This window comes from Streptomyces sp. NPDC045899 (assembly GCF_056431485.1).
Window position 1 is genome coordinate 1 of record NZ_JBWKKP010000035.1, and the last position, 14,363, is coordinate 14,363.

The following is a 14,363-nucleotide window of genomic DNA, read 5'->3' on the forward strand; positions in this document are numbered from 1 at the left end:
CACACCCGGCCGCTCCACCACAAACGACCGCAAACGAGCAGCCTGACCACACAACGCCCCCGACCCACGACCCGACAACACAAACGGCAACACCGCGGATGACCGCCCGGAGTCCGCTTCACCGGTCTCAGGTTTCCCGCGCGAGACGGTCGAGCCGGGCGGGACATCACTGATGACCAGGTGACAGTTGGTGCCGCCCATTCCGAAGGAACTGACGCCGGCGATCAAGGGGCTGTCGGGCGCTTCCCACGAACCGAGGTCCTGCTGCACTCGGAGATTGAGCTCGTCCAGCGCGATCTCCGGGTTCACCAGCTCGAAATTGAGGCTGGCGGGGAGTGTTCGGTGGCGGATCGACACCGCCACTTTGATGAGGCCCGCGATCCCCGCGGCCGCCCCCAGATGCCCCAGATTCGTCTTGACCGATCCGACGGGCAGCGGTTGCGTTCGCGGCCGGGCAGAGCCGACAACGGCACCGAGCGCCGAGGCCTCCACAGGGTCGCCGGCGGGCGTTCCCGTTCCGTGCAACTCGACGTACTGGAGTTGTGTGGCACTGATTCCAGCGCGCTCGTGAGCGCGGCGCAGGACGTCTCGTTGCGCGAGCTCATCAGGCTGGGTCAGGGCGTGACCGTTGCCGCCGTGATTCACCGCGCTCCCGAGAATCACGCAGTGCGGGGTGTCACCATCGGCCAGGGCGTCCTCGAGCCTCTTGAGTACGACCAGACCGCCGCCTTCACCTGGCACATAGCCGTTCGCGCGGGCGTCGAAGGTGTAGCAACGGCCGTCCGGTGACAGTGGCCCCCAACGGTCTGCGATGTCCATGGACTCCGGCAGCAGGTTGAGCTGCACGCCGCCCGCGACGGCGAGGTCCGACTCACCGGTGAGCAGACTCTGGCAGGCCAGGTGAACGGCGACCAGCGATGAGGACTGACCGCTGTCGATACCCACACTGGGCCCGTGCACATCCAGGAAATGGGAGAGCCGGTTGGCGATCACCGCACGTTCAATGCCGGGGTAGGTGTGCTGAGTCGCCGTAGTGGAACCGTTGCGGTGCACGAGATGGGCGTAGTCGTCGGCGAAGGCACCCACGAAGACACCGAGCCGGCCGCCGCGCACGCTGTCCGGCACGATGCCCGCGTCCTCCAGCGCCTCCCACCCCAGCTCCAGCACGAGTCGCTGCTGCGGGTCGACGGACGCCGCCTCGCGGGCGGAAATACCGAAGAACTCGGCATCGAACGCGTCGACGGCGTCGAGGAACCCACCCCAGGGGGGCGCGACCGTCCTGTCCGAGCCACGACGTCCGGGCGGGCGCTCGGTGATCGCATGACGTCCCGCAGCCAGGAGGCGCCACAGTTGCCGAGGCCCATCGGCGCCGGGGAAACGGCAGGACGCGCCCACCACCGCGATGTTGCCACCCTGGGCCTGGACATCCACCCGGATCGTCCCCCTTCCACGTTCACATTGCGTCCACGAAATGGAAAGAAATACTGAGCGTGACCGCGCGGCAGGACGTGATCGATCGCACAGCGGAAAAAGAGACCTGGAGAACGGTGCCGCGAGCACGGCACACGTTCGCCTTATTCTCGGCCGTGGCGCGTCGAACTCCCTCGGACAGATTGCCGCGCAGCCGATTTCAGTCGGTCAGGACTGCGGAAAGTCCCACCTGGTCGCGGACTCCCATCCGGCGATTCCCGCCCAGCCGTAGACCCGTTCGGGATTCAGCCGAAACACCGGAGCACTCTGGCCGAAACGTGTGTGGACACGATCCTCGCTCACCGAGAGTTCCCAGTCGTACTTCGCCCCGACGCCTTCGGCGAGCACGTTGATGTCGTCGTCCCCGATCACTCGGGAGCAACTGCCCTCGATCATTACCACGTCCTCGCCGACCTGCAGGTTCACACAGGCCCGCGGGTTGACCTTCAGGACTTCACCGCAGCGGTTCTGGCTCGAGAACCAGAAGGTGTTCCGCTGCCAGATACCCCACAAGGGCCTGCTGTGCGGGTGTCCGTCCGGGCTGGCGGTGACCAGCCAGTACGTGGACGCGGACTCGAGCAAATTCTCCGCCCAGCTCCACGGTTGTGTTGGCCCCGGCGCGGTCTGGTTGAAGATGAATGCCGACGTCCCCTTCGGCTTCTCCTTGTTCTTCAACACCTCGGCAGTCATATTGCTGTCCCTTCGCTCGTCCGCTGTGGGCGACCAGCGAGACGCACCGGTCTGGCTTTCGCGGTTCATGCTCGCAGCGCGACTGCGACACCGACACCCCAAAAGAACCGCGCGACCACCGGGGCGGCGACTAGGGGGATTAGGGGGGTGCCCGCGCCGACGTTTCGCAAGAGCATGGTTGTTCACGCGACCGCCCAGAGGCGGTCCTGATCGTGGTCCCACCCAAGCCTTTTCTGCGCAAGCTCTTCGCCGGACCGCCGGCCTCAGCAGACGCCTGCCACGTGTCCAGGCACGACAAGTCCGGGGTACGCCGGACCACTCCGGGGTCCCCCGGGCCACTGGAACAGACAGAGACCGATGGGGTTGTTCGTATGGAGAACGAGGACAAGCTTCGCCAGTATCTCAAGTTGGTCACGAGCGACCTCTACCAGGCTCGCAAGAAGATCACTGAGAGGGAGGCCCAGGACACCGAGCCGATCGCCATCGTCTCGATGGCCTGCCGCTTGCCCGGCGACGTCTGGTCGCCGGAGGACCTCTGGGAGCTGGTCTCCAGTGGAACCGACGCGATCGGCGACTCGCCGACCGACCGGGGCTGGGACATGGACAGCATCTACGACCCGGAGCCCGGCAAGCCCGGAAAGACGTACACCCGCCAGGGCGGCTTCATGTCCGGCCTGGCCGACTTCGACGCGGATTTCTTCGGCATCTCCCCACGCGAAGCTCTTGCCATGGACCCGCAGCAGCGGATCGTCCTCGAGGCCGCCTGGGAGTCGTTCGAACGTGCCGGCATCGACCCGGAGACCCTCCGCGGCACCGAGACAGGCGTGTTCATCGGCTCGAACACCCATGACTACGTGCCGTTGACTGTCACGGCACCCCGCGAGGTCGACGGCTATCTGCTGCTGGGCAACGCGCCCAGCGTGCTCTCCGGCCGCGTCGCGTACACGTTCGGCTTCGAGGGCCCCGCTGTCACCGTCGACACCGCCTGTTCCTCTTCGTTGGTCGCGATGGACTACGCCGTTCGGGCCTTGCGCCGCGGTGAGTCCACGATGGCATTGGCCGGCGGCGTCGCGTCGATGTGCTCGCCACTGGTCATGGTCGACTTCAGCCGACAGCGCGGGATCGCGCCCAACGGCCGGTGCAAGGCGTACGCGGACACCGCGGACGGCACCGGCTGGTCGGAGGGGGTCGGCCTGGTCCTGCTCGAGCGGCTCTCCGACGCGCAGGCCAACGGCCACCCGGTGCTTGCCGTCATCCGTGGTTCGGCGATCAACCAGGACGGTGCCTCCAACGGCCTGACCGCTCCCAACGGCCCCGCCCAGCAACGGGTCATCCAGGCGGCGCTGGCCGACGGCCAGGTTCCGATGGACCAGGTCGACCTGGTCGAAGGGCACGGCACCGGCACCCGGCTGGGCGACCCGATCGAGGCACAGGCCCTGCTGGCCACCTACGGCCGCAAGAAGAAGGACGGCGAGCCACTGTGGCTGGGCTCGCTGAAGTCGAACGTGGGTCACACCCAGGCGGCCGCGGGCGTCGTCGGTGTGATCAAGACGGTGATGGCCATGCGCCACGGCGTCCTCCCGAAGACGCTGCACGTGGATGAGCCGACGCATGAAGTGGACTGGTCGGCCGGCGGGGTCGAGGTGTTGACGGAGAACCGCCCGTGGCCGGAGAACGAGTGGCCGCGCCGGGCAGGTGTGTCGTCGTTCGGCATGAGCGGTACCAACGCGCACGTCATCCTCGAGCAGGCGCCCGCGCCGGAGGCGGTCGAGGCCGAGCCGGTGACCGCACGGCCGACCGCCTTGCCCTTCCTGCTCTCCGCCCGTACTCCGCAGGCCCTGGCCGGTCAGGCGGCGCGGCTCCGCGACTGGCTCGCCGACGAGGACGTCGACCTGCTCGACGTCGCGAAGTCGCTCGCGCTGCACCGCGTGACGTTCGAGCACCGCGCCGCCGTGGTCGCGGGCAACAAGGAGGACCTGCTCACGCAGCTCGACCTGCTGACCGGCGGCGGCAGCGGTGCCACGGCGGTCGTCGGCACCGAGTGCCGCGGTCTCACCGCGGTGATGTTCCCCGGACAAGGCTCACAGCGCGTCGGCATGGGCACCCAGCTCGCGGCCGCGTTCCCCGCCTTCGACACGGCGTACTCGGAGGTGCTGGGGTGGCTCGACCCCGAGCTGCCGCAGATCATCGCCGAGGGCGGCCCGACGCTGGACCGGCCCGAGTACGCGCATCCCGCGCTGTTCGCGATCGAGGTGGCGCTCTACCGCCTGGTCGAGTCGTGGGGTCTGCGCCCCGACCACCTGCTCGGTCAGTCCTGTGGGGACATCGCGGCGGCGCATGTCGCGGGTGTGCTGTCGCTCGAGGACGCGGCCACCATGGTCACCGCCCGAGCACGGCTGATCCAGACCTCGCCCGCCGGCGTGATGGCCACGGTCGCGGCCGGTGCCGACGTGGTGGAGCCGGTCATCGCCGATATCGAGGGCGTATCGCTCGCCGGTATCAACAGCCCGAGCGCAGTCACCCTCTCGGGGCTGGAGGGCCCGGTCGAGGCGGCTGTGGCGCGACTGTCCGAGCTCGGCCACGCGTCCCGCACGCTGCGGGTCGGCGTCGCGGGCCACTCGGTCACGATGGAGCCGATCCAGGCTCAGTTCCGGGCCGTGGTGGAGACCTTGACCTATTCGGCCCCGGCCATCCCGATGGTGGTGCCCGCCGAGGTGCTGTGCACCCCTGAGTTCTGGGTCCGGCAGATGCGCGACCCGGTGGACCTCGTCGGCGGTGTGGCTCGGCTGCGCGAGCGCGGCGTCACCCGATTCATCGAACTGTCGCCCGCCGCGTCGATGACCAGCCACGTACGCGAATGCTATGGCGACGAGCCGGTGGTGGGCACGCCGTCCCTCCGCAGCCGGCGCGACGAGGTGGAATGCATCGCCGTGGCGATGGCCACCCTGCACACCGCCGGCGTCGAGGTGGACTGGGCAGCCTTCTTCGCCGGCACCGGCGCGCAACGCATCGACGTGCCCACCTATGCGTTCCAGCACGAACGCTTCTGGCTCGAGACCAGCCACGTCGGCGGGCACGACCTCAGCTCGATCGGCCTGCGCTCGGTGGACGCCCCGCTGCTGGGTGCCGGTGTCTCGCTCGCCGACGACGGCGGCTTCCTGTGCACCGGCCGGCTGTCGCTCTCCGCCCAGCCCTGGCTTGCCGACCACGCCCTGTTCGACCGCACCCTGCTGCCCGGCACCGCATTCGTCGAGTTCGCGCTGCGCGCGGCGGACCAGGTCGGCTGTGAGCTGGTCGAGGACCTGACCATCGAGGCCCCGCTGCTGCTGGAGCGAGGCGGCGTGGCGCTGCAGATCGTGGTCGGCGAGCCGGAGGAGTCCACCGGCCGACGGTCGATCACCATCTGGTCGCAGCAGCAGGACCAGGACTCCCCCGACATCGACGCGGCCTGGACACGGCACGCCAGCGGCTTCGTCTCGGCGACCGCTGGTGTCAGCCGCGACGACCCCGAGATGGCCGAGTGGCCACCCGCCGGTGTCGAGGAAGTCGAGCTCAGCGATTTCTACGAGACCTTCGCCGCGGCCGGGTACGGCTACGGGCCGGTGTTCCGCGGCCTGCAGGCCGCCTGGCTGCGTGACGGGGAAATCTTCGCCGAAGTGGCTCTGCCCGAGCAGGTGGGCGACGCCGGCGCGTACGGCATGCACCCTGCCCTGCTGGACGCCGCGCTGCACGCGATCGCGGTCACCGGCACCACCCGGGGTGTCATCCCCTTCGTGTGGTCGGGCGTCCGGCTGTACGCCGTCGGTGCTTCCGCGCTGCGCGTACGGCTGACTCCGGTGGGGACCGACACGGTGGCACTGCTGGTCGCCGACGGGACCGGCCGCACGGTGCTGTCCGTCGACTCGCTGACCTTGCGGTCCGCCACCGCGGAACAGATCGCCGAGAGTGCTCCCCGGGCCCATGACTCCCTCCACGAGATCGAGTGGATCTCCGCGGGTGAGGTCGAGGCCTCGTCGCCCACCGGCTGGGCGAACCTGGGCGGCGGCGCGCCCACGACAGGTACGGCGTACGACGGCTTCCCCGCGCTGCGGGCCGCCCTCGACGCCGGGGGCGAGGTGCCCACTGTGGTGCTGGCCGCTCCCGGTCACGACCGCGACCACGATGTGGCCGCCAACGTGCACTCAGGTGTCAACCAGATGCTCGAACTGGTCCGCCACTGGCTGGCCGACGAACGGCTGGCCGGCTCACGGCTGGTCCTGGTCACCCGTGGCGCGTTGGCCACGTACGAGGGCGAACACGTCCGTGACCTGACCGGCGCGGCCGTGCACGGCCTGTTCCGCTCCGCGCGTGCCGAGAACCCGGGCCGGCTCGTCCAGGTCGACCTCGCGCCCGGCGAGCCCGACCAGAGCGTCGTAGCGGCGCTCGACGCCGGGGAGGACGAGGTCGCCGTACGCGCGGGCACGATCCTGGTGCCGCGCCTGGTCAAGGTCTCCTCCTCGACGACCCTCGCCGTGCCGGCGGAAACGCCCGCCTGGCGGCTGTCCGCCCCCCGCCCCGGCACCTTCGACGGACTCGCCCTGATCGAGTCGCCGGAGGCGGTCGCGCCCTTGGCCGAGGGTGAGGTGCGGGTGGCCGTCCGAGCCGCCGGCATGAACTTCCGGGACGTCATGTCCACCCTGGGCTTGGTCCGCGGTCAAGAAGTGCTCGGCGGCGAGGCGGCAGGCGTGGTGACCGAGGTCGGCCCGGGAGTCATGGGTCTCAAGCCCGGGGACCGGGTGATGGGCCTGTTCTTCGGGCCGTTCGGGCCGGTGGCCGTGGGCGACCACCGGATGGTGGTACCGATCCCGGACGGGTGGTCGTACCTGCAGGCCGCGACCGTCCCGATCACCTACTTGACCGCGTACTTCGGGCTCGTCGACGTGGCCGACCTGCAACCCGGCGAGTCCGTGCTCATCCACGCCGCTGCCGGTGGCGTCGGCATAGCGGCCGTGCAGCTGGCCGCCCATCTGGGCGCCGAGATCTTCGCCACCGCCAGCCCCGCCAAGTGGGCGGCCGTTCGCGAGCTCGGCATCCCCCGCGAACGCATCTCGAACTCCCGCACCGCACAGTTCGCATCCGATCTGCTCGGCGCCACCGACGGCCGCGGCGTCGACGTGGTCCTCAACTCGCTCACCAACGAGCTCGTGGACGCCTCGCTGCGGCTGCTGCCGCGCGGCGGCCGGTTCGTCGAGATGGGCAAGACCGACATCCGCGACGCCGGCTGGGCGGCCGAGGCATTCCCCGGTGTGCGCTATCAGGCGTTCGACCTGCTCGGGGTGGCGCCCGAACGGGTCCACGAGATGTTGGCCGAACTGCTGGACCTGTTCGACCGTGGCGCTCTGACCCTGCCTCCGATCACCACCTGGGACGTCCGCCGGGCTCCGGACGCGTTGAGGTTCCTCAGCCAGGCTCGGCACATCGGCAAGATCGCCCTGACCATCCCGGTGCCCGTCGATCCAGCCGGGACCGTGCTTCTGACCGGCGCCTCCGGCGCACTGGGCGGCCTGGTCGCCCGGCACCTGGTCGCCGAGCACGGCGTACGCAACCTCGTGCTGGCGAGCCGGCGAGGCCCAGATGCCCCCGGCGCCACCGAGTTCGCCACCGAGTTGACCGAGCTCGGCGCCTCGGTGACGACTGTTGCCTGTGACGTCTCCGACCGCGAATCGCTGCTCGGGGTGCTGGCCGCGATCCCCGCCGCACATCCGCTGACCGCGGTGGTGCACATCGCGGGCACCAGCGACGACGGCGTCATCGGCTCGCTGACGACCGAGCAGGTCGATACCGTGTTGCGTCCCAAGGTGGACGCCGGTTGGCTCCTCCACGAGCTGACCAAGGACCTCGACCTCTCCGCCTTCGTGCTGTTCTCCTCCGCCGTCGGGGCATTCGGCGCGCCGGGCCAGGCCAATTACGCCGCCGCCAACGCGTTCCTGGACGCTCTTGCCCGACACCGCCGCGCGTTGGGGCTGCCCGCCGTCTCGCTCGACTGGGGTCTCTGGGCCACCGCGAGCCATATGACGGCCTCCCTGCAGGAGGCCGACTGGGAACGGATGACACGCGCCGGTATCAAGGCGATATCCGACGAGGAAGGGCTGGCCCTCTTCGACGCGGCCCTCACCGTCGGCGCCCCGGTGGTGCTGCCGGTCCGGCTCAACCTGGCCGCATTCCGCGGGGAGGTGCCGCCCCTGCTGCGCAACCAGGTCTCCGGGCGGGTGCGACGTACCGCCGTCGCGAGTGGCGGCGATGCCAGCTCGTGGACCCGCCGTCTGCTCGCCCGGCCGCCGGCCGCCCGGCATCGGATCGTGCTGGACGCCGTCGCCGCCGAGACCGCGGCCGTGCTCGGGCACGCATCGGCGTCGAGTCTCTCGCCGGACCGGACCTTCAAGGACATCGGCTTCGATTCGCTGGCCTCGGTGGAGCTGCGAAACCGGATCACCGCGTTCACCGGCCTGAGGCTGCCGGCAACGGTGGTCTTCGACTACCCGGACCTCACTTCGCTGACCGAATTCGTGCTCGGCGAGGTGGTCAGCGCCGGCTCCTCCGCGCCGGCGGCACCCGCGATCGGCACGGCGGACACCAGCGGCGACGCGATCGCCATCGTCGGCATGGCCTGCCGCTACGGCGGCGGGATCGACTCGCCGGAGGCGTTGTGGGCGATGGTCGAGGAGGGCCGGGACGCCGCCACGGAGTTCCCGTCCGACCGTGGCTGGAACCTGGCCGAGCTGTTCGATCCCGAGCCCGGCCGCTCGGGCACGACCAACGCCCGGGCGGCCGGCTTCCTGCCCGGCGCAACCGAATTCGATCCCGAGTTCTTCGGCATCTCACCTCGTGAGGCCACCGCGATGGACCCGCAGCAGCGTCTGCTGCTCGAGTCGGCGTGGGAGGCGTTCGAGCGTGCCGGTATCGACCCGTCGGCGCTGCGCGGCACGAAGACCGGTGTGTTCGTCGGCCTCAGCGCCCATGACTACGGCAACTTGCTCGCGCGCGAATCGCGCGGTCTCGATGGCCACCTGCTGACCGGAACGGCGGCCAGCGTGGCCTCGGGCCGCATCGCCTACGAGTTCGGCCTCGAGGGACCCGCGTTGACGGTCGACACCGCCTGTTCGTCCTCGCTGACCACGGTGCACATGGCGGCCCAGGCTCTGCGGACCGGTGAGTCCGACCTCGCGCTGGCCGGCGGTGTGGCCGTGATGTCCACACCGGTGGTGTTCCAGGAGTTCGCGCTGCAGGGCGGCCTCTCCGCCGACGGCCGCTGCCGGGCGTTCGGCGCGGACGCGGACGGCACCGGCTGGGCTGAGGGCGTCGGACTGCTCGTGCTGGAGCGCTTGTCGGACGCCCGCCGCAACGGCCACCAGGTCCTCGCGGTGGTGAAGGGCTCCGCGGTGAACCAGGACGGCGCCTCCAACGGGTTGACCGCGCCCAACGGCCGCTCGCAACAGCGTGTGATCCGAGAGGCGCTGGCCAATGCCGGTGTCTCCGCTGCCGATGTGGACGTCGTGGAGGGACACGGCACCGGCACCAAGCTCGGCGACCCGATCGAGGTGCAGGCGCTACTGGCGACGTACGGGCGAGAGCACGCCGAGGACACCCCGCTCTGGCTCGGCTCTCTGAAATCGAACCTGGGCCACGCGCAAGCGGCCGCCGGCGTGGCCGGGGTGATCAAGATGGTCCAAGCGCTGCGACACGGCCTGCTGCCCCGGACATTGAACGCCGACGAGCCCACCCCGCACGTGGACTGGTCGGAAGGTGCCGTGAAGCTGCTGACCGCAGCACAGCAGTGGCCGGAGCGCAACCGGCCCCGGCTCGGCGCCGTCTCCGCGTTCGGAATCAGCGGCACCAACGTGCACGTGGTGCTGGAGCAGGCACCGGAGCTCGGCGGGCCGCCCGCTCCGCCCGCGCCCGATCGGGTGCTCGCCCAATCCGTCAAGCCGTTCGTCCTCTCAGCACGCGGCGCGGCGGCACTGCGCGGTCAGGCAGCCAGGCTCAGCGCCTACCTCGCCGAGCACCCGGAGGTGGACCTCGACGCGCTCGGCCGCTCGCTCAGCGGCCGAGCCACCTTGGAGCACCGGGCCGTGGTGCTCACCGAGGACCTGGGCACGCTGACCGCGGCGCTCACGGCGATCGCCGCCGGCACGGCGGACTCCCATGAGGACGTCGTGCTGGGCCACGGCGGTGACGCGCACCGGCCGGTCTTCGTCTTCGCCGGTCAGGGTGGCCAGTGGCGTGGCATGGCCCTCGACCTCTGGAACGCCAGCCCGCTGTTCGCCGCCGCCATGACCGAGTGCGACGCGGCGCTGGCCCCGCACGTCGACTGGAACGGCGCCACACTGTCGGACGTCCTCACCGGCACTCCGGGCGCGCCGAGCCTGGACCGGGTGGACGCGGTGCAGCCCGCGCTGTTCGCGGTGATGGTGTCCTTGGCCCGGCTGTGGCGGTCGCTCGGGGTCGAGCCGGCAGCGGTGGTCGGTCACTCCCAGGGCGAGATCGCGGCGGCCGTGGTGGCCGGTGTCCTCACGCTGGCCGACGGCGCCCGCATCGCAGGGTTGCGCTCGCGCTTGATCGCCGGCCTGACCGAGCGCGGCGGGATGGGCTGGATCGGCCTGCCGGTCGCCCGGGTCCAGGAACGGCTCGCCGACCACCCGGGGCTCGGCGTCGCCGCGGTCAACGGGCCGCGGTCGGTGGTCGTCTCCGGCGCCGCCGACGAACTGCAGCGCCTGTGCGCGGCGCTCGCGGCCGAGGAGGTCCCGGTGCGCACGCTCCGGGTCGACTACGCGTCGCACTCGCACGGGGTGGAGGAGCTGCACGCCGAACTCATCGACGCGCTGGCCGACGTCGCGCCCGCTGAGGCGGAAGTGCCGTTCTACTCCACGGTCACCGGCGGGCGGGTCGACGGCACCGAACTGAACGCCGACTACTGGTATCGCAATCTTCGAGAGACGGTGCGGTTCAGCGCGGCCGTCGAGGCTCTTCTGAACGACGGGCACAGCCGATTCGTGGAGCTCAGCGCGCACCCGGCCCTCGTCGACGCGGTCGAGGCGGTCGCCGAGGCCCGAAGCGCCGAGGTGGCCGTGTCGTGGTCGTTGCGGCGGGACGGCGGTGACGTCGAGTTCACCCGCTCTCTGGCCACGGCCTTCGTGCACGGGGCAACGGTGCGCTGGGCGACGGCGTTTCCCGCCGGAGGGCGGATCGAACTGCCCACTTACGCGTTCCAGCACCGCCGGTTGTGGGTCGAGCCCGCCGGCGCGGTGACCGCGAGCGCCGCCGACCTGGGGCTGGCGTCCGCCGATCACCCCCTGTTGGGCGCCGCCGTGGAACGCGCCGGCGAGGACCAGGTGCTCTTCACCGGCAGGTGGTCGCTGGCGACCCAGCCGTGGCTGGCCGATCACGTCGTGCTCGGCACCCTCCTGCTGCCCGGAGCCGCCTTCGTCGAGCTGGTCACCCACGCCGGGCGGCACGTCGACTGCGCCCGCTTGGAAGAGCTGGCCTTTCAGGCGCCGCTGGTGCTCTCGGAGAAGTCAGGTGTGGCGGTGCAGGTCGCGGTCGGCGCCGCCGACTCCACCGGTCGGCGTTCGGTCACGGTGCACTCGCGGCGCACCGAGTCGGGCGCCGGCGGCAGGTGGATCCTGCACGCGGAAGGCACACTCGCCCCTGTCGGTACCGGCCCGGTGCCGGGCCATCCGACGGCCTGGCCGCCAACCGGCGCGGAGCCGGTCGATATGACCGACATCTATGCTCGGCTCGCCGAGCGCGGATACGCCTACGGGCCTGCCTTCGCCGGGATCCGTGCGCTGTGGCGGGACGGCGAGGACATGTACGGCGAGGTCGCGCTGCCGAGCACGGTCCGTGCCGAGGCGGGGCGGTTCGGCCTGCACCCGGCGCTGCTGGACGCCGCCCTGCAGGTGCCGGTCGCCGGACTGATCGACAGCGAGAGCGAGGCGGTGATGCCGTTCTCCTGGAACGGCATCACCGTGCACACCCGAGGAACCAGCTCGCTGCGGGTCGCCTTCCGGCGCAAGGGCCCTGACTCCTCCACGATGCTGCTCACCGACGGCGCGGGCGAGCCCGTCGCCTCGTTCGACTCCATCGTCGCGAGGCCGGTCAGCCGTGCACAGCTGCGGAGCGCCGTGGACACCGCGACCGGCACGGACGTCAACGACGAGAGCTACCGCGTCGAGTGGCGCGCGCTGCCCAGCGGTACGCGCACGCCGATCGGCGGTACCTGGCTGGCGGTGGTCGCCGAGGGGCAGCCTGCCGGGGCCTGGGCCTCGGAAACCGTGCGCCGCCTCGCTGCCCACGCGCCCGGCCTGGTGACCTGGGCCGTACCGTGCGGGAAACTCGACCGGGCGGCGCTGGCCCAGCGGCTCCGCGAGCTCGCGGCGAACGGCACGAGCCCGGTCGGGGTGCTGTCGCTGTTGGCCGAGGACGAGACCCCGTGCGAAGACTCGTCAGCGCTGCCACAAGGGCTCGCGGGCACGGTGGTGCTCACCCAGGCCCTGCTCGACGCCGAACTCGACGTCCCGATCTGGGCGGTGACCCGGGGCGCGGTGGCGGCCGGTCCCCAGGACCGCATCGGCTCGCCCACCCAAGCACTGGTCTGGGGATTCGGACGTGTCGCCGGCCTCGAACACCCGCGGCTCTGGGGCGGCCTGATCGATCTGCCGGAGACGGTGGACGACCACGCGGTCGCCGAACTGGCCGGTGTGCTCGCGGGCAACGGCGAGAACGAGGTCGCCGTACGATCCCAGTCCGTCCTGGCCCGCCGTCTGGTCAGGGCGACCGTGCCCGAGCAGGAGCCGCCCGAGTGGCGGCCGCGCGGTACCGTGCTCGTGACGGGTGGCACGGGTGGTCTCGGTGCCGAAGTGGCCCGCTGGCTGGCCGACCGCGGTGCCGGACATCTGGTGCTGGCCAGCCGTAGCGGCGCCGATGCGGCCGGGGCCCAGCACCTGGTCGAGGAACTGGCCGCCAAGGGCGTCCCGGTCTCGGTGATCGCCTGCGATGTCGCAGACCGGTCCGCCGTGATCGAATTGCTGGCCTCCGTTCCCGCCGAGCACCCGCTGACCGCGGTCGTGCATGCCGCGGCCAGCCTCGATGGCGGGCCGATCGCCGACACGACGCTGACCGAGTTCGGCGACATCCTGGCTGCCAAGGTGCTCGGTGCGGCGCACCTCGACGAGCTGCTCGACCACGACAGCATCCAGACGGTGCTGCTGTTCGGCTCCATCTCGGCGACCTGGGGCGTCGGCAACCAGTCCGCGTATTCGGCTGCCAACGCGTACCTCGATGCCCTGGCCCGGGAGCGGCACGACCGCGGCGGTCACACCATCTCGGTGGCGTGGGGCCCGTGGGAGGCCGGAATGCCGGCCGAGGACGAGGAGATGGCCGGCTCGCTGCGCCGCGGAGGTCTGCCCCTGCTGCCGGTGGACTCCGGACTGGCGACCCTGGACCGCATCGTCGCCGAGGACGAACCTTGCCCGGTCGTGGCACGAGTCGAATGGGCCCGGTTCCATTCCCGCTTCACCTCGCTGCGGCCCAGCCCGCTGCTGGCCGACCTGCCGGATGTTCGCCGGCTGCCGACGGCGGAGTCCCAGGCCCCGGTCGAACGCGGCGCGGCCCTGATCGAGAAGCTCACCGCGCTGCCCGAGGAGGATCGGGAACCGGCCGTGCTCGATCTGGTCTGCTCGCACGTCGCGGCCGTGCTCGGCCACGACTCTCCGGAGGAGGTCGATCGCAAGCGGGCTTTCAAGGACGTCGGCTTCGACTCGATGATCGCCGTCCAGCTGCGCAACCGGCTCAATGCGGCAACCGGGTTGCGGCTGCCGGTGACGCTCGTCTTCGACTACCCGAATCCGACGATCCTGGCCTCGTTCCTGCGCTCCGAGGTGGCCGCCAGTGTGCCGTCGCCGACGGACGCGGCACTGGCCGAGTTCGACCGGCTGGAGGCGTCGCTCTCCGCGATACCGACCGAGGAGACGGAAGTGCGCGACGTCCTCGTCAGCCGGGCGCGAGAACTGCTCAGCCGGCTCTCGGGCCCGGCGCGGGCCGCGAGCGCCGAGGGCGATGTGGCGACGCTGACGGCGGCCTCCGACGACGAACTGTTCAGCTTCATCAACACGCAGCTCGGCCACCAGGACGAGTGATCCGTGTACACACGTGGAACGTGCCGCGGC

3 protein-coding genes are annotated in these 14,363 nt (G+C 71.0%); 1 reads left to right on the forward strand and 2 read right to left on the reverse strand.

The annotated features are described in order from the left end of the window. Positions 1-1,431, reverse strand: a 1,431-nt coding sequence (locus AC07FT_RS33440; RefSeq protein ID WP_479179839.1) for a polyketide synthase, incomplete at its 3' end; no start/stop codon positions are given. Between the two features lie 207 nt (positions 1,432-1,638). Beyond that, positions 1,639-2,160: a pyridoxamine 5'-phosphate oxidase family protein gene (locus AC07FT_RS33445; RefSeq protein ID WP_479179841.1), complete on the reverse strand. Its 522-nt coding sequence runs from the start codon at positions 2,158-2,160 to the stop codon at positions 1,639-1,641. Positions 2,161-2,567: 407 nt separating this feature from the next. On the opposite strand from AC07FT_RS33445, the gene AC07FT_RS33450 reads away from it, so the two are divergent. Further along, positions 2,568-14,333: an SDR family NAD(P)-dependent oxidoreductase gene (locus AC07FT_RS33450; protein ID WP_479179843.1), complete on the forward strand. Its 11,766-nt coding sequence runs from the start codon at positions 2,568-2,570 to the stop codon at positions 14,331-14,333. Positions 14,334-14,363: the final 30 nt, after the last annotated feature.

Excerpts from the sequence above, each read along its gene's own strand:
- AC07FT_RS33445 (WP_479179841.1), bottom strand. The coding sequence starts at position 2,160 with ATGACTGCCGAGGTGTTGAAGAACAAGGAGAAGCCGAAGGGGACGTCG.